Annotated in this window: 15 protein-coding genes; 7 read left to right on the forward strand and 8 right to left on the reverse strand. The window is 63.6% G+C overall.

The window, feature by feature from the left end:
- Nucleotides 1-111: 111 nt before the first annotated feature.
- Nucleotides 112-774 carry a LysE family transporter gene (locus FB597_RS17320; RefSeq protein WP_144770202.1) on the reverse strand — a complete coding sequence of 221 codons (663 nt, stop codon included), beginning with the start codon at nucleotides 772-774 and terminating at the stop codon, nucleotides 112-114.
- A gap of 270 nt (nucleotides 775-1,044) precedes the next feature.
- On the opposite strand from FB597_RS17320, the gene FB597_RS17325 reads away from it, so the two are divergent.
- Nucleotides 1,045-1,302, forward strand: coding sequence for a hypothetical protein (locus FB597_RS17325; protein WP_144770203.1), 258 nt, complete (start codon nucleotides 1,045-1,047; stop codon nucleotides 1,300-1,302).
- A gap of 123 nt (nucleotides 1,303-1,425) precedes the next feature.
- Nucleotides 1,426-1,689: a hypothetical protein gene (locus FB597_RS17330; RefSeq protein ID WP_144770204.1), complete on the forward strand. Its 264-nt coding sequence runs from the start codon at nucleotides 1,426-1,428 to the stop codon at nucleotides 1,687-1,689.
- A gap of 137 nt (nucleotides 1,690-1,826) precedes the next feature.
- On the opposite strand, the gene tilS is transcribed toward FB597_RS17330, so the two are convergent.
- The 4 genes from tilS to cysS all read right to left on the reverse strand — a co-directional run bounded on the left by tilS (nucleotide 1,827) and on the right by cysS (nucleotide 6,555).
- Nucleotides 1,827-3,188, reverse strand: a complete 1,362-nt coding sequence (gene tilS, locus FB597_RS17335; protein WP_186442810.1) for a tRNA lysidine(34) synthetase TilS — start codon at nucleotides 3,186-3,188, stop codon at nucleotides 1,827-1,829.
- Between the two features lie 186 nt (nucleotides 3,189-3,374).
- The gene (locus FB597_RS17340; protein WP_141911236.1) at nucleotides 3,375-4,355 is read right to left on the reverse strand and encodes an acetyl-CoA carboxylase carboxyltransferase subunit alpha; all 981 of its coding nucleotides are present in this window, start codon (nucleotides 4,353-4,355) and stop codon (nucleotides 3,375-3,377) included.
- Between the two features lie 144 nt (nucleotides 4,356-4,499).
- Nucleotides 4,500-5,159: a DNA-3-methyladenine glycosylase gene (locus FB597_RS17345; RefSeq protein ID WP_141911234.1), complete on the reverse strand. Its 660-nt coding sequence runs from the start codon at nucleotides 5,157-5,159 to the stop codon at nucleotides 4,500-4,502.
- Nucleotide 5,160: 1 nt separating this feature from the next.
- Nucleotides 5,161-6,555: a cysteine--tRNA ligase gene (gene cysS, locus FB597_RS17350; protein WP_144770205.1), complete on the reverse strand. Its 1,395-nt coding sequence runs from the start codon at nucleotides 6,553-6,555 to the stop codon at nucleotides 5,161-5,163.
- 224 nt (nucleotides 6,556-6,779) lie between these two features.
- Between cysS and FB597_RS17355 the strand changes: the two genes are divergently transcribed.
- From FB597_RS17355 to FB597_RS17375, 5 genes are all read left to right on the forward strand, one after another.
- Nucleotides 6,780-8,204 carry a tetratricopeptide repeat protein gene (locus FB597_RS17355; protein ID WP_144770206.1) on the forward strand — a complete coding sequence of 475 codons (1,425 nt, stop codon included), beginning with the start codon at nucleotides 6,780-6,782 and terminating at the stop codon, nucleotides 8,202-8,204.
- 36 nt (nucleotides 8,205-8,240) lie between these two features.
- Nucleotides 8,241-9,452, forward strand: coding sequence for a murein L,D-transpeptidase family protein (locus FB597_RS17360; protein ID WP_144770241.1), 1,212 nt, complete (start codon nucleotides 8,241-8,243; stop codon nucleotides 9,450-9,452).
- On the forward strand, nucleotides 9,449-10,018 hold the full coding sequence (locus FB597_RS17365; protein ID WP_144770207.1) for a peptidylprolyl isomerase: 570 nt from the start codon (nucleotides 9,449-9,451) through the stop codon (nucleotides 10,016-10,018). The genes FB597_RS17360 and FB597_RS17365 overlap by 4 nt, the downstream gene beginning before the upstream one ends.
- Before the next feature lie 108 nt (nucleotides 10,019-10,126).
- Nucleotides 10,127-10,615, forward strand: coding sequence for a peptidylprolyl isomerase (locus tag FB597_RS17370; protein WP_141911224.1), 489 nt, complete (start codon nucleotides 10,127-10,129; stop codon nucleotides 10,613-10,615).
- A gap of 19 nt (nucleotides 10,616-10,634) precedes the next feature.
- Nucleotides 10,635-11,429, forward strand: a complete 795-nt coding sequence (locus FB597_RS17375) for a UDP-2,3-diacylglucosamine diphosphatase (RefSeq protein WP_144770208.1) — start codon at nucleotides 10,635-10,637, stop codon at nucleotides 11,427-11,429.
- A gap of 131 nt (nucleotides 11,430-11,560) precedes the next feature.
- Here the strand turns inward: FB597_RS17375 and cysE are convergent, their stop codons facing one another.
- From cysE to rnr, 3 genes are all read right to left on the reverse strand, one after another.
- Nucleotides 11,561-12,313 (reverse strand): serine O-acetyltransferase, encoded by a 753-nt coding sequence (cysE, locus tag FB597_RS17380; RefSeq protein ID WP_144770209.1) that lies wholly within the window; start codon nucleotides 12,311-12,313, stop codon nucleotides 11,561-11,563.
- Between the two features lie 90 nt (nucleotides 12,314-12,403).
- The gene (rlmB, locus tag FB597_RS17385; protein WP_144770210.1) at nucleotides 12,404-13,141 is read right to left on the reverse strand and encodes a 23S rRNA (guanosine(2251)-2'-O)-methyltransferase RlmB; all 738 of its coding nucleotides are present in this window, start codon (nucleotides 13,139-13,141) and stop codon (nucleotides 12,404-12,406) included.
- 79 nt (nucleotides 13,142-13,220) lie between these two features.
- Nucleotides 13,221-15,713: a ribonuclease R gene (rnr, locus tag FB597_RS17390; RefSeq protein ID WP_144770211.1), complete on the reverse strand. Its 2,493-nt coding sequence runs from the start codon at nucleotides 15,711-15,713 to the stop codon at nucleotides 13,221-13,223.
- Between the last annotated feature and the right edge of the window lie 171 nt (nucleotides 15,714-15,884).

Below are 15,884 nucleotides of genomic sequence, written 5' to 3' on the forward strand. Positions count from 1 at the left end.
ACAAGCCCCGGCATGCCGGGGCTTGTCGTTTAGGCCGCCACAAAACGCCGCTGTCCGCGTTGCAACTCCTTGCCTGCGGCGTTTGCAAGCGACGCTTAGGACGGCATACGCTCAGTGCGCCGTACGCTTGAAGAAAAACAGGCCGGCGCCGACCAGCATCAGCACTCCGCCGAAAAAGCGGTTCTGCACCTTCATCGCCTTGGGGTTGCGGAAAAAGCGTTGCAAGCGGCTGGCGGCAAACGCATAGCCGTGCATCACCACCAGGTCCACCACCACCATGGTCACCGCCAGCACCAGCAGTTGCAGCCACAGCGGACGGTCGTGGTCGATGAATTGCGGCAGCACCGCCACCATGAAGACGATGCCCTTGGGGTTGGTGGCATTGGTCAGGAAACCGGTCATGCAACGCTGCCACCAGGCCTGGCCGCGCACGGCCACCGCACTGGCATTGGCCGCATCCAGCGCTTCACCCTCCGGCTTTTCCGCCGCCACCGGCGCGCGCCATTGCGAAAAGCCCAGATAGATCAGGTAGGCAGCGCCCAACACCTTGATCGTATTGAAGGCGGCTTCGGATGCCACCAACAGCGAACCCACGCCAGCGCCGGCGATGACCAGGATCACCACCAGCGCGATCTCCAGCCCGAGGATGGTGGCGCTGGTGCGACGCACGCCATAGTTCAGGCCGTGACTCATCGACAATACCGCGCCCGATCCGGGCGAGACGGCGATCACGCAAGCGGCGACAAAGAATGCGAACCAGGTTTGATAGGCCATATGAGAAATTCCGATGAGGCGGTAAGGGAGTCCGTCATTATAAAGATTCCCCGAATTCCTGTTCGCCGCCGGCAAGCGGCGCTACGAAAACGCAGCGCGGCGGCGAAAAATACGCAGCAACGATTGCTTACACTTCCGCGATGAAATGAAACACTTTCATGTCGTCTTCCGGATCGGCAGTTCGTTATTGGGAGTAAGGCGCCGCGATCATCACGGCAAACGCGAAATCAGACGCCGAGCGTAAAACCTCCACATTCAAAAGGAACTGCCATGAAAACCAAATCCGTCATCGTCGCCTCCCTGCTGACCGCCCTGGCCCTGCCGGTGTTCGCACAGACCGGCACCGCCGCCGCTCCGGCCGCAGCCCCTGCGGCTGCCGCGACCGATGCCGCGCCCAAGGCAAAGACCTCGCACGCCAAGCACAAGGTTGCGAAGAAGGCTGGAAAGAAGGCCGAGAAGAAAGATGAAAAGAAGGCAGCCGCAGGCGCCGAAGCCAAGCCGGCAACCGACGCCGCCAAGGCCAAGTAATTTCGCAGCATCGCCGGAGCGCGGCGCAACGCACGGAAGACGCGCCGCGACGGCAACACCGCAGCACCTATCCATTATTGACGCATCACGGATGACATATCCGGATCTTGAAAGGACTACACCATGAAAACCAAAGCCATCATCGTCGCTTCCCTGCTGTCGGCCCTGACCCTGCCGGTATTCGCCCAGACCGGCGTGCCGGCCGCTGCGGCGGCAGCCCCTGCCGCTGCCGCCCCGGCTGCCGCACCTGCGGACAAGGCTGAAACCGCCGCCAAGGCCAAGGCGCATCACGTGAAGAAGGCTGGCAAGAAGAGCGCCAAGAAGGCAACCGAAAAGGTTGGCGGCGCCACCGACGTCAAGCCGGCTGCCGACAGCGCCAAGAAGTAAGCGGTAACGCAAAGAGCATCACCGGAGCGCCGTCGCGCGCTCCATCCATGTCAGGGATGACTGGGGTGCCGCATCATCGCCGCAAGGCATGATGCGGCATTTTTTCGCCTGGAATTTTTCTCTTCGGCGCGCGCCGTTCAGTCGGCCTGCCAGCCGATGATGATGCGCTCGCCGCCGGCGGAGAAATGCGCGCAATCCATGCCGATGCCGGCGGCGAACACCAGTTCATCGGCTGCAAACAGCAACGGCAGGTAAGGCCGTTCCCAGGCCGGCACGTCGGCGCTCTGGAAGTGTTGCTTGAGGCTGCGCGCCGGACGGTTGGCAGCCAGCTTCACGCGCTCGCCGCCATCGCGGCCGCGCACCGCCAACGGCTGCTGCGCCAACCATGCCGCATCGATGCCGGGGCGCGCATCGCCGGCCCCGATGCGTTCGAATCGCAGCCAGCCGTAGTAGGCATCGACGCGCAATTGCGCCTGTCCGCTCCATGCCAGGCGAATCACCTCGCCTTCGGCCGGCGGCGTGCGACGCGGCGCCAGGAATACGCGGTCGCGATAGCGATGCACCTCGCCGTCCGGATGCGACACGCACAGTTGCGCCTCCTCGCCCGCCTGCAGCAGTTGCGCGCGCATCTCCTGCATCCATGCCGCCGACGGCATGCGCATGCCGCGCAAGGCGAACCAGTGGCGCATCAGGTTGAAGAAGCGCTGCTGGCTCAACTGGCGCAGGGCCGGCATCAGCAGATGTTCGCCATGGCGGCATCGCGCCAGGTCCTGCGCCGCGACCTCGCGTAGCAACTCCTGCGCGCCCTGCGCGTGTCCGGCGGCGCGCGCCAGGCGTTGCTGGAATCCCGGAAAGGCGCTGGCCAGTGCCGGCATCACGCCATGCCGCAAGGCGTTGCGCGCATAGCGCACATCGGCGTTGGACTCGTCCTCGATATGCTCGATCCTGTGCGCCGCGGCGTATTGTTCCAGTTGCGCGCGCGTCATGCCCAGCAACGGGCGGGCGATCAGGGTGGCGTCGTCGCCCAGCAACGCCGCAGCGGCATTGCAGGCATCCATGCCCGACATGCCGGCCAGGCCGCTGCCGCGCAGCAGTTGCAGCAATACCGTTTCCGCCTGGTCGTCCAGATGGTGCGCCGTCAACAGGATGCCGGCGCCATGTTCGCGGCACATACGGCCCAGCGCGGCATAGCGCGCCACGCGTGCGGCCTCTTCCACGCCGCTGTCGGCAACGCCGGCCAGGCTGACGCGCTCGGCGAAAAACGGCACCCCAAGTTCATCGCAGCGCGTCTGGCAATGCTGCTGCCATTGGTCGGCATTCGGGCTCAATCCATGATGCACGTGCAGCGCCAGCAAGCGCAGGCCATGCGCGGCGCAGAACGCCGCGGCGGCATCCAGCAGCACCGAGGAATCGAGGCCGCCGCTGTACGCCACGGCCAATGCCGCCGGACGCTCGCCGGCCGGCAGCGCCGCCAGCAACGCGCCTAGCGCCTGCTGCATGGCCTGCGCCGCTTTGGGCGCAGAACGCAAAGGATCGGGTGGGTTGGCGAAATCGGACATGGCCTTGGAAATGGGAGGATCGGTAATCAAGCGGGGCGGCCGGGAAACCGTCCTCAGAAACGACAAACGCCAGCGACCGGGATCGCTGGCGCTCGGTAGCAGAGCCTGTGCAAGGCCTGGCCGGTGTTATTCGGCCGAGTTCAGTTCCTTGAACTTGCCGTAGGCCATCAGCTTTTCGTGGCGGGCGGCCAGCAGTTCCTTGGTCTTCATCCCCTGGAACTGGCGCAGCGTATCCGACAACGCGCGCTTCAACAGCGAAGCCATCTGCTTGGGGTCGCGGTGGGCGCCGCCCAGCGGTTCGTTGACGATCTTGTCGATCAGGCCGATCGCCTTGAGGCGATGCGCGGTCAGGCCCAGCGCTTCGGCGGCGTCGGCGGCGCGGTCGGCGGTCTTCCACAGGATGGAAGCGCAGCCTTCCGGCGAGATCACCGAATAGGTCGCGTATTGCAGCATCAGCACCGAATCGCCCACGGCGATCGCCAGCGCGCCGCCGGAACCGCCTTCACCGATGATGGTGGCAATCAGCGGCACCTTCAGCTCGGCCATCACATACAGATTGTGGCCGATCGCTTCGGACTGGCCGCGCTCTTCGGCATCGATGCCGGGAAACGCGCCCGGGGTGTCGACGAAGGTAAAAATCGGCAAATTGAATTTTTCGGCGACCTTCATCAACCGCATCGCCTTGCGATAGCCTTCCGGCTTGGGCATGCCGAAGTTGCGCATGGCGCGTTCCTTGGTGTCGCGCCCCTTCTGGTGGCCGATCACCATGCAAGCCTGGCCATTGAAACGGGCCAGGCCGCCGACGATGGACTGGTCGTCCGCGAAGGTGCGGTCGCCATGCAGTTCGTGGAAGTCGGTGAAGATTTCGCGCACGTAGTCCATGGTGTACGGACGTTGCGGGTGGCGCGCGATCTGGGAAACCTGCCAGGGCGTGAGCTTGGCGTAGATGTCCTTGGTCAGTTGCTGGCTCTTCTTGACCAGGCGCTCGATCTCTTCGGAGATGTCGACGGCCGAGTCGTCTTGCACAAAACGCAACTCTTCGATCTTGGCATCCAGCTCGGCGATGGCCTGCTCGAAGCCCAGAAAAGTCGTTGTCGATTTACTCATTGTGTTCCTTTGTTCAACAAGTCCGATGGTATGCCGCGATGCCCGCGCCATGCGGGGTACGGCTTCGTCATCGGTTTGCCTTCAATCTTGCGAGGAGCGGAGTATACACCAGCGGCCACTCCTGCCCTCGCGGCCTTGTATCGTTCAGTAGTCCGACGGCAGCGGATCGAGGCTGCGCCAGAGGTACCATGTGGCAACGGTGCGCCACGGTTCCCAGTTCGCGGCGACTTCCCTGGCATCGCTGCGCGAGACCGGCTCGCCCGAGAAATAACTGATGCTGATGCCCTTGAGCAAGCCGAAGTCGTCCAGCGGTAGCACGTTGGGGCGCAGCAGATTAAATATCAAAAACATCTCCGCTGTCCAGCGGCCGATCCCGCGGATCTGGATCATTTCGGCAATGACGGCCTCGTCCTCCATCTCGATCCATTTGTCGGGATGGACGGTCTTGGCCTTGAAATGGTTGGCCAGGTCGAGGATGTACTCGGCCTTGCGCTTGGACAAGCCGCAGGCGGCCAGGCCGTCCAGGCCGGTACGGATCACCTGGGCCGGCGTACATTTGGGGCAGGCCTCCAAAAAGCGTTGCCACACGGCATTGGCCGCCTTGGTCGAGATCTGCTGGCCGATCACCGAACGCGCCAGCGTGGTGAAGGCGTCGCCGCGCACCGTCAGTTGCAGATCGCCGAACTGGGGAATGATCTTGCGCATGATGCGGTCGCGCTTCATCAGCTCGGCCTTGGCTTCTTCCCAATAGCCGGGGACGATCAGCGTCGGATCGACCGGGCTTGTTTTTCTGATGGTATTCAAATCAAGCTCTCCGCCATTCGGTCAGCCCGCCCGGTTTGTCTTCCAGAATGATGCCGGCAGCAGTGAGCTCCGCACGGATGCGGTCTGCCTCGGCAAAGTTTTTGCCCTGCTTGGCCGCCTTGCGGGCGGCGATCAATGCTTCGATCTGCGCTTCGTCCAGGCCGTCTTCCTGCGCGCCGCTGCGGCCTTTCAGGAATTCGTCCGGCGCGCGTTCCAGCAATCCGAGCACGCCGGCCAGCGCCTTCAACTGGCGCGCATGCTGCGGCGAGCGGCTGCGGTTGACTTCATTGGCCAGCTCGAACAGCACCGAAACCGCCACCGGGGTGTTGAAGTCGTCGTTGAGCGCCTCGGCGAAGCGCAGCGCATGCGCCTCGTCCGGATCCAGCGCGCCTTCCTGCGGCGGCACGTCTTTGAGCGCGGTGTACAGGCGCGTCAATGCCTGGCGGGCATCGTCGAGGTGGACATCGGAATAGTTCAGCGGGCTGCGGTAATGCGCGCGCAGGATGAAGAAGCGCACCACTTCCGGGTCGTACTTTTGCAGCACTTCACGGATGGTGAAGAAGTTGCCGAGCGACTTCGACATCTTCTCGTTGTCGATGCGCACGAAACCGTTGTGCATCCAGTAGTTGACGAAGGTGTGGCGATGCGCCCCTTCGGACTGGGCGATCTCGTTCTCGTGATGCGGGAACTGTAAATCCTGGCCGCCGCCGTGGATGTCGAAATGGTCGCCCAGCAGGTCGCTGGACATGGCCGAGCATTCGATATGCCAGCCGGGCCGGCCACAGCCCCATTGCGAATCCCATTTGGCTTCGTCCGGCTCGCCTTCCTTGGCGGCCTTCCACAACACGAAATCGAGCGGATCGCGCTTGCCGGTGTTGACATCCACCCGCTCGCCGGCGCGCAGGTCGTCGATCGACTTGCCGGAAAGCTTGCCGTAGCCGGGGAAGTCGCGCACGGAATAATTGACGTCGCCGTCGGTCGCCTTGTAGGCCAGGCCGTTGCGCTCCAACTTGCCGATCAGTTCCAGCATCTGCGGCACGTAGTCGGTGGCGCGCGGCTCATGGTCGGGGCGCTGCACGCCCAGGGCGTCGGCATCCTCGTTCATGGCCGTGATGAAACGCTCGGTCAGCTGGTAGATCGATTCCCCGTTTTCCTGCGCACGCTTGATGATCTTGTCTTCGATATCGGTGATGTTGCGTACATAAGTCACGTCGTAACCGGACTTGCGCAGCCAGCGCTGCACCATGTCGAACACCACCATCACGCGCGCATGGCCGAGGTGGCAATAGTCATACACGGTCATGCCGCACACGTACAAGCGCACCTTGCCTGGTTCGATCGGGGAAAAGGTCTGCTTATCACGCGCCAGCGTGTTGTAAATTTTGAGCTCGCTCATGGGACGGGAATTCTCGGTTCGGCTGCACTGGAGACAGTGCCGTGGTCATGCTTCGCGCTTCGGGCTGCGCGCCGGGAAGAGTGCTTCCGGACGGGCGCTCGCCCCCTCGATCATTGTTCTAGCAGCGCTTTCGACATGAACGCGACACGATAGCCAAACCTCTTTTTGTGGTGCTTGTTTGATATAAAATGCCTGCTTTCGTCCGAGTATAGCATTGATAAACCATGCCCCCAGAATCACAAGAACAGACATCTATTCATGGTTTGCGCGGTTTGATCAATAGAACTGCCCACAAGACGGCACTGCTGTCCGGCCTGGTCGCCGCCCTCTTCGCCATTCCCGCGCATGCCAGCGAGATGTCCGACATCAACAAGCTGATGCGGTCGGGCCAGTATGCCGAGGCGCTCACGAAAACCGACGCCATACTCGCGAAACACCCGCGCGACGCACAGATGCGTTTCACGAAAGGCCTGATCTTAGCAGAACAGAATCGTTCTGCGGAGGCCATCGCGGTGTTCGTCAAACTGACGGAAGACTTCCCCGACCTGCCCGAACCGTACAACAACCTGGCCGTGCTGTATGCCGCCAACGGGCAATACGACAAGGCGCGCGCGGCGCTGGACATGGCCATGCGCACCAACCCGACCTATGCCACCGCGCTGGAAAATCTCGGCGACGTCTACGCCAAGCTGGCCAGCCAGGCCTACGACAAGGCCTTGCAGATCGATCCGGGCAGCAACGTCCCGCAGCCCAAACTGACGCTCTTGCGCTCGCTCAACGGCAATGCCACCGGCGGCACCGTGCCGCGCCTGGCCAGCGCCGCTCCCGGCCAGGCCGCGCAGGCGCAACGGGACGCCAAGGCCAAGGCCGATGCCGCCGAACAGCAGGAACGGGTGAAGGCGCTGGCCGCCGAGAAGGCCGCGCAGCAAGCCGCGGCCGACAAGGCGGCGGCGGAAAAGACCGCCATCGCCAAGGCTTCGGCCGACAAGGCATCCTCCGACAAGGCGGCCGCAGAGAAAGCGGCGGCGGACAAGGCGGCAGCGGAGAAAGCCGCCGCCGACAAGGCAGCCGAAGCAAAGGCGGCCCAGGACAAAGCCGCAGCCGACAGGAAAAAGGCCGACAAGGCGGCGGCCGAGCAGAAGCAGAAGGAACAGGCCGAACGCCTGGAGAAAGAAAAGGCGGCCCGGGCCGAGAAGGAAAAAGCCGCCCAGGCCGAGAAGCTGGCAGCCGCCGAAAAGGCCGCCCAGGCCAGGGCCGCGGCAGACAAAGCCCGGGCCGACAAGGCCAAGGCATCCGCCGACGCCGACCAGGACAAGAACGCCGTGCTGGCCTCGCTCAACAGCTGGGCCAAGGCCTGGAGCGACAAGGACGTCAAGGGCTACCTGGCCCACTACGCCAGCGATTTCGAAACGCCCAAGGGCGCGACACGCAAGGAATGGGCCGAGGAACGCCGCGCCCGCATCGAGGACAAGGGCCATATTACCGTGAAGGTAAGCAACGCCCTGGTCGCCATCAAGGGCAATACCGCCACCGTGCGCTATCGCCAGATATATAATTCCAACCGGCTGACGGTGGACAGCCGCAAGACCCTGGTCTTCATCAAACAGGGCAACAGATGGCTGATCAAACAGGAACGATCGGGAGGATAATCGGTGGCTCAAGTTTTACAAGGGCGTCCGGCGCGCATGCTGGGGCGCCTGCTGATGTTATGTCTGGCCGGCCTGCCGACAACCGGCAGCGTTGCCTCCTCCTCTTCCATCCCACCGCAAAGCGCCAGTCCGGCCGCGCCCGGCAAGCCCGATCCCGAGGCCTTGCTGATCGACGTCTACAAGGATCTGGGCGCCAACCGCCTGCGCGAAGCCCTGGACAAGGCCAATGCCCTGGTGGCGGCCTATCCGACCTTCCGGCTCGGCCATCTGGTTCAAGGCGACCTGCTGCTGATGCATGCGCGCCCGGTGCGCAATTTCGGCGCCATGGCCGACGCCCCGCAGGACAAGCTCAAGGAATTGCGCGACGAAGCCATGGTGCGCATCCGCTCGCTGCAGGAAAAACCCGATCCCAACCTGATCCCCAAAGCCGTGCTGCAGATGGGCGAAGACCAGAAGAATGTCCTGGTGGTCGATACCTCGCGCTCGCGCCTGTACGTCTATGAGAACCAGGACGGCCAGCTGAAGTACCAGAGCGACTACTACATCTCACAGGGCCGCTTCGGCGCCAACAAGACCAAGGAAGGCGACCAGCGCACCCCGATCGGCGTGTACTACGTCAACAACCGCATCCCCGGCCCCAAGCTGCCCGACTTCTATGGCACCGGCGCGCTGCCGCTGTCCTATCCCAATGAATGGGACAAGCGCAACGGCCGCAGCGGCTATGGCATCTGGCTGCACGGCACGCCGTCCGACAATTTCAGCCGTCCGCCGCTGTCTTCCGACGGTTGCGTGGTGCTGGCCAATCCGGACCTGCAAAGCCTGTACTCCACGGCCGAGGTCGGCAAGACCGTGGTGGTGATCAGCCAGGGCGTGCAATTCGTCAACAAGGGCGAATGGGACAAGCAGCGCCAGGCCGCGACCGCCATGCTGGAACAATGGCAGCAGTCGCTGGAGAGCGCCGACAGCGAGAAGACCCTGTCGTATTATTCGCGCGATTTCCGCTCGGCCCTGGGCGAAAGCCTGCCGACCTGGTTCTCGCGCCAGCAAAAGAGCATGAACGGCGCGCGCTTCACCAGTGTCAAACTGCGCGATGTCAGCCTGTTCCGCTATCCGGGCCCGGAAGACATGATCGTCAGCACTTTCATCCAGGAAAGCGCTGTCGGCAAGAGTAAAAACGCGATCCGCAAACGCCAGTACTGGGTCAAGGAAGGATCGGAATGGAAAATTATTTACGAAGGTAATGCATGATGATTTCTCGTCGTAGCCTGCTGCGCGGCCTGGCCGCCCTCTCCCTCTCGGCCGCCCTGTCGGCGCAGGCCCTGGCCGCCGATGCGCCGCGCGTGCTGCTCAAGACCAGCATGGGCGACATCGTGGTCGAGCTCAATCCCGAGAAGGCGCCCGTCACCGTCGACAACTTCCTCAACTACGTCAAGAAGGGCCAGTACAACGGCACCCTGTTCCACCGCGTGATCAACGGCTTCATGATCCAGGGCGGCGGCTACGACCGGAACATGCGCGAAAAGGCCACCGACGCGCCGATCAGGAACGAGGCCAAGAACGGTTTGAAGAACGAGGTTTATACTATCGCCATGGCGCGCACCTCGGCCCCGCACTCGGCCACGGCCCAGTTCTTCATCAACGTGGCCAACAACGCCCCGCTGGATTACCCGAGCCGCGATGGCTGGGGTTACGCGGTCTTCGGCAAGGTGGTCCAGGGCGCCGATGTGGTCGACAAGATCAAGCAGGTGCCCACCGGCGCCGGCGACGTGCCGGCGACCCCGGTCGTGATCGAATCGGCAACGCTGGTCAAATAAACGTCGCGCAACACCTGACCCAGGGCAGGCGGGCCATCGGATGCCCGCCTCGTTTTTTTGTTTTCACCCTTGTTTTTACCACTTTCACTGTTCAGCAAAGGATTCAACATGGCAGTTCTGCTCACCACCAACCACGGCAACATCAAGATCGAACTGGATGCCGAAAAAGCGCCGAAGACCGTCGAGAACTTCCTGGCTTACGTGAACTCCGGCCACTACAACGGCACCATTTTCCACCGCGTGATCGACGGCTTCATGATCCAGGGCGGCGGTTTCGAACCCGGCATGAAGCAGAAGGAAACCAACGAACCGATCGAGAACGAAGCCAAGAACGGCCTCAAGAACGAGCCCTACACGCTGGCCATGGCCCGCACCGCCGCGCCGCACTCGGCCTCGGCGCAGTTCTTCATCAACGTCAAGAACAACAGCTTCCTCGACTTCCCGGGCCAGGACGGCTGGGGCTACTGCGTGTTCGGCAAAGTGGTCGAAGGCACTGAAGTGGTCGACAAGATCAAGGGCGTCAAGACTTCCCGCACCGGCATGTTCGCCGACGTGCCGACCGAAGATGTCGTGATCGAAAAGGCGGAAGTGGTCTGACCCCGCTTCCCACCAGACGATGACGATTTTCGCGTCCTCACAACAAGCGCAGCCGACGGTTGCGCTTTTTGTTTCCGACCTCCACCTGCAGGCTTCGCTGCCGCGCACCACGGCGGCTTTCCTCGAATTCCTGCAAACCCATGCGACGCAAACGCAGCAGCTCTACCTGCTGGGCGACATCTTCGAATACTGGGCCGGCGACGACGATCTGGTCACGCCCTACAACCGGGACATCGCCGATGCCTTGAAGGCGCTGCAGCCGCATGGCGTGCAAGTCTTCTGGATCGCCGGCAACCGCGACTTCCTGGTCGGCGCCGGGTTCGCGCAAGCCGCCGGACTGACGCTGCTGGACGACCCGCACGTGATCCGCCTGGCCGGACGCGAGATCGCGCTGGCCCACGGCGACGCGCAATGCACCGACGACGCCGCCTACATGGCCTTCCGCGCCCAAGTGCGCCAGCCGGCCTACCAGCAACAGTTCCTCGCTATGCCGCTGGCGCAGCGCAAGGCCATCATCGAGGGCATGCGCAAGAACAGCCAGGACTCCAACCAGAACAAGTCCTACGAGATCATGGACGTCAATGCCGGCGCCATCGGCCAACTGTTCGAACAGACCGGCGCCAGCGTGCTGATCCACGGCCATACGCACCGCCCCGCCCTGCATGTGCTGGGCAGCGGTGAAGGCCAACGCCTGCGCTATGTGCTGCCGGATTGGGAATACGATATCGCAACGCCGCGCGGCGGCTGGATCGGCCTGACGGCGGATGGCGTGCTGCATCGTCATGATGCGCATGGTGACGAAATTACTGCCTGACGGCGCGCCTTCGATACGCGCCTGCGGCGCTACTCAGTCCGAACGGCTTTCAATGTTGCGCCTCCGCTCGTCCTGAGTAGCCGCATCGCGGCGTATCGAAGGATTCCCCCCACATACCCTGCTGGGAGCCCTCAATCGACCAGCTTGTTCAACTGCTCGGCATCGAAGCGGCTCAATTCCTCGAAGCGTTGACACCCTATCCCCGCGCCCTTCAACGCCGCCAGCATCACCTCGATCTGCTGCTCCTGCGCCGCCACCTGGTTGATCAGCCCGTGCAAGGCCTTTGACAGCGGATCGTCGCCGTTGGGCATGACGCCGTAGGCGGCGAAGATGCGCGCCGCGGCCGGCTCGCGCGGATCCTGGGGCGCCGCGCGTTGCACGATGCGCGCCGGATTGCCGACCGCCGTGGCGCCGGCCGGCACCTCCTTGGTCACCACCGCATTGGAGCCGACCTTGGCGCCATCGCCCACCGTGAATCCGCCCAGCACCTTGGCCCCGGCGCCGATGATCGCGCCGCGCCCCAGCGTGGGATGACGCTTGGCGCCCTTGGCCAGCGAGGTGCCGCCCAGCGTCACCCCCTGGTAAATAGTACAGTCGTCGCCGATCACCGCAGTCTCGCCGATCACCACGCCGAAACCGTGGTCGATGAATACGCGGCGGCCGATGGTCGCGCCCGGATGGATCTCGATACCGGTCAAGCCGCGCGCGATGTGTGAAATAAAACGGCCCAGCCATTTGAAGTCCGCCAGCCAGCAGGCATTGGCCCAGCGGTGCATCGCCACCGCATGCAAGCCGGGATAACAGGTCAGCACTTCCCAAGTGTTGCGCGCGGCGGGATCGCGCTCGCGGATGCTGGCGATGTCTTCACGGAGTCGGCTGAACATGATGGATTTCCTGAAACGGGAGATGCTGAACTGCAAAAAAAATCGCCGGACATACAGTCCGGCGATCGTGTCATGCAAAGATGACCGGACTTACTTGGGCAAGCGCTGACGTCGCGCTTCGTAAAGACAGACGCCGGAAGCGACCGACACGTTCAGGCTCTCGACCGAGCCGAACATCGGGATATTGACCAGCACGTCGCAGGTCTCGCGCGTCAGGCGGCGCATGCCCTCGCCTTCCGACCCCATCACCAGCGCGGTAGGTCCGGTGAAGTCGCCCTCGTACAAACCCTTCTCGGCATCGTCGGTGGTGCCGATGATCCACACGCCGCGCTCCTTGAGGTCGCGCATGGTGCGCGCCAGGTTGGTGACGGTGATGTAGGGCACGGTATCGGAAGCACCGCTGGAAACCTTCATGGCAGTTGCATTCAGGCCCACCGCGCGATCCTTGGGAGCGATCACCGCATGCGCGCCGGCGCCGTCGGCCACGCGCAGGCAGGCGCCCAGGTTGTGCGGATCGGTAATGCCGTCCAGGATCAGCAGCAATGGCGGCCCCTGCACCGCATCCAGCAACTCGTCCAGCGTGCGCGCCAGCGACAGCGTGGCAGCCTTGGCCACCACGCCCTGATGGCGGCGCGTGCCGACCATCGCCGACAAGCGCTGGTCGTCGGCCTGGATGATGCGCACATTGGCTTCCTTGGCCGCATGCAGCATGTCCAGCATGCGGCGGTCGCGGCGGTCGGCGTCCACATAGATTTCATCCACCGACGAGGCCTCGTGGCGGATGCGGGACGTGACGGCATGGAAGCCGAAAATCATTTTGCTCTTCATAAAACCTGCTTGTTTCTTCTCTTTATTACTACGATGACGATGGCTTGCTACGGATCAAGGGCAAACCTCCAGCGCCGCTTCAGCGCTTCTTCTTGCCCTTGGAAAATCCCTTGGCCGCCGCCCGCTTGCGGTCGGTTTCGCCGGCACGCGCCTGCGCCGCGCCGCCCTTGGCCTTGCTTTGCTTGGCGGCCTTGGTTGCATTGGCCGGCTTGGGCGCGGCTGCCTTCCTGCCTTGTGCCGCCGGCTTGGCCGCCCCGTTGGGCTTGCCGCGCGCGGCGCTTTCGGCGCGCTTGGCCTCGTTCTTGATCAGCGTGCGGATGCCCGGCTCGTTGACCAGCGACAGGTCGATCTTGCGCGCATCCAGGTCGACCCGGCTGACCTGCACGGTCACGCGGTCGGTCAGCTGATAGCGGATACCGGTGCGCTCGCCGCGCAGCTCGTGGCGCGCCTCGTCGTACTGGAAGTAATCGGCGCCCAGTTCGGTGACATGCACCAAGCCTTCGATATACAGCGCATCGAGCTGCACGAAGATGCCGAAGGTGGCCACGCCGGAAATGGTGCCGGTGAACTCCTCGCCCAGCTTGTCGCGGATGAAATAGCACTTGAGCCATGCCTCGACATCGCGCGAAGCCTCATCGGCGCGGCGCTCGTTGGCCGAACAGTGCAGGCCCAGCGCTTCCCAGATGGCCAGGCTGCCTTGCTTGCTATCGCCGCGCGGCTTTTTGCCGGCAGCCAGGTCGGCCGCGCGCTGTTGCTGCTGCATCTTGCGCGCCGCCGGCGAGATCGAGGTGTTCAACGCGCTGCTGTCGATGCCCTTGGGTTCATAGCGCTTGCCTTGCAAAACGGCCTTGATGGCGCGGTGCGTGAGCAGGTCGGGATAGCGGCGGATCGGGCTGGTGAAGTGCGCGTAGGACTCGTAGGACAGGCCGAAGTGACCAATGTTGTCCGGGCTGTAGACCGCCTGCTGCATCGAGCGCAGCAGCATGGTCTGGATCAGCACCGCATCCGGGCGCGCCTTGATCTTGGGCATCAGCTCGGCATAGTCGGAGGCGCTGGGGGTGTCGCCGCCGCCCAGGGAAAGGCCGGTTTGCTTGAGGAAGTTGCGCAGCTGCGTCAGCTTTTCCTTGGTGGGGCCGGCGTGGATGCGGTACAGCGCCGGATGTTCATGGCGCTTGAGCAAATCGGCGGCGCAGACGTTGGCCGCCAGCATGCACTCCTCGATCAGGCGGTGCGCATCGTTACGGGTGCGCGGCAGGATCTTCTCGATCTTGCCGGCGGCGTTGCAGACGATGTAGGTCTCGGTAGTCTCGAAGTCGATCGCGCCGCGCGCCTGGCGCGCCTGCAGCAGCGCCTGGAACACTTCATACAAGTGCGTCAGGTGCGGCACCAGGCCGATGCGACGCGCCGCCTCCGGGCCCTTGGTGTTGGTCAGGATGGACGCCACTTCGGTATAGGTCAGGCGCGCGGCCGAATGGATCACGGCCGGGTAGAACTGGTAAGCCTTGATCTCGCCCTTGGCGGTGATCACGGCGTCGCACACCAGCGTCAGGCGGTCGACATCCGGATTGAGCGAACACAGGCCGTTGGACAGCTTTTCCGGCAGCATCGGGATCACCCGGCGCGGGAAGTAGACCGAGGTGCTGCGCTCCAGCGCATCGGCATCCAGCGCGTCGTTCGGCTTGACGTAATGGCTGACGTCGGCGATCGCCACGATCAGGCGGTAGCCGTTGGCGCGGCCGATCTTGACCGGCTCGCAGTAGACGGCATCGTCGAAGTCGCGCGCATCCTCGCCGTCGATGGTGACCAGCGGCACGTCGCGTAGGTCGACGCGATCCTTGAGGTCGGCCGCACGCACTTCGCTGGGCAGCTTAGCCGCCAGCTTCTTGGCCACGTCCGAGAACTCGTGCGGCACGCCGTATTTGCGCACCGCGATTTCGATTTCCATGCCCGGGTCATCGATGTCGCCCAGGATCTCGACGATCTTGCCCACCGGCTGGGTATAGCGCGAAGGCTGCTCGGTCAGTTCGACGCTGACCACCTGCCCCGCCTTGGCCTTGCCGGGCGAACCGGCCAGCAGCACGTCGTGGCCAATGCGCTTGTCTTCCGGCGCCACCACCCACACGCCGTTCTCGTTGAGGAGACGGCCGATCACATGGGTATTGGCGCGCTCCACCACTTCCACGATGGTGCCTTCCGGCCGGCCGCGGCGGTCGGTGCCGACGATGCGCGCCTGGACGCGGTCGCCGTGCATGACCTTCTGCATTTCCTTCTCGGGCAGGAACAGATCGTCGCTGCCGTCGTCCGGCAGTAGGAAACCGAAACCGTCGCGGTGGCTGGACACGCGCCCTTCGATGAAATTGGGCGAATGGGTCAGCTTGTAGTTGCCGGCCCGGTCGGGCTTGATCTGGCCGTCGCGTTCCATGGCGTTGAGCCGGCGCGTCAGGCCATCCATTTCTTCAGGCTTGACGCCAAGCGCGGCCGCCAGACTGGGCGCGCCTTGCGGCGTGGGCGAAGTGCGCAGGATGCCGAGGATTTCTTCCCGGCTGGGAATGGAGTATGGAAATTGGCTCAAAAGTGTCGTTTGCGCAATTGTTATCGATGGAACCGGCGCGATCACTCCGGTCAGGTTGGATAGCCCCTAGTGTAACGGAGTTGCGGCCATTTACCTAACCGCAATACCCTGCCTGCAGCACCGTTCGGCGGAACAGGCACGAAAAAATCGCACATTCCTCCCCACAAGGGC

This window comes from Herbaspirillum sp. SJZ099 (assembly GCF_007828355.1).
Classification (GTDB): domain Bacteria; phylum Pseudomonadota; class Gammaproteobacteria; order Burkholderiales; family Burkholderiaceae_D; genus Herbaspirillum.

Excerpts from the sequence above, each read along its gene's own strand:
- cysE (WP_144770209.1), bottom strand. The coding sequence starts at position 12,313 with ATGTTCAGCCGACTCCGTGAAGACATCGCCAGCATCCGCGAGCGCGAT.
- cysS (WP_144770205.1), bottom strand. The coding sequence starts at position 6,555 with ATGAGCGAGCTCAAAATTTACAACACGCTGGCGCGTGATAAGCAGACC.
- FB597_RS17330 (WP_144770204.1), top strand. The coding sequence starts at position 1,426 with ATGAAAACCAAAGCCATCATCGTCGCTTCCCTGCTGTCGGCCCTGACC.
- FB597_RS17375 (WP_144770208.1), top strand. The coding sequence starts at position 10,635 with ATGACGATTTTCGCGTCCTCACAACAAGCGCAGCCGACGGTTGCGCTT.
- FB597_RS17320 (WP_144770202.1), bottom strand. The coding sequence starts at position 774 with ATGGCCTATCAAACCTGGTTCGCATTCTTTGTCGCCGCTTGCGTGATC.
- FB597_RS17365 (WP_144770207.1), top strand. The coding sequence starts at position 9,449 with ATGATGATTTCTCGTCGTAGCCTGCTGCGCGGCCTGGCCGCCCTCTCC.
- FB597_RS17340 (WP_141911236.1), bottom strand. The coding sequence starts at position 4,355 with ATGAGTAAATCGACAACGACTTTTCTGGGCTTCGAGCAGGCCATCGCC.
- rlmB (WP_144770210.1), bottom strand. The coding sequence starts at position 13,141 with ATGAAGAGCAAAATGATTTTCGGCTTCCATGCCGTCACGTCCCGCATC.
- FB597_RS17370 (WP_141911224.1), top strand. The coding sequence starts at position 10,127 with ATGGCAGTTCTGCTCACCACCAACCACGGCAACATCAAGATCGAACTG.
- FB597_RS17360 (WP_144770241.1), top strand. The coding sequence starts at position 8,241 with ATGCTGGGGCGCCTGCTGATGTTATGTCTGGCCGGCCTGCCGACAACC.
- FB597_RS17325 (WP_144770203.1), top strand. The coding sequence starts at position 1,045 with ATGAAAACCAAATCCGTCATCGTCGCCTCCCTGCTGACCGCCCTGGCC.
- FB597_RS17355 (WP_144770206.1), top strand. The coding sequence starts at position 6,780 with ATGCCCCCAGAATCACAAGAACAGACATCTATTCATGGTTTGCGCGGT.
- tilS (WP_186442810.1), bottom strand. The coding sequence starts at position 3,188 with ATGCAGCAGGCGCTAGGCGCGTTGCTGGCGGCGCTGCCGGCCGGCGAG.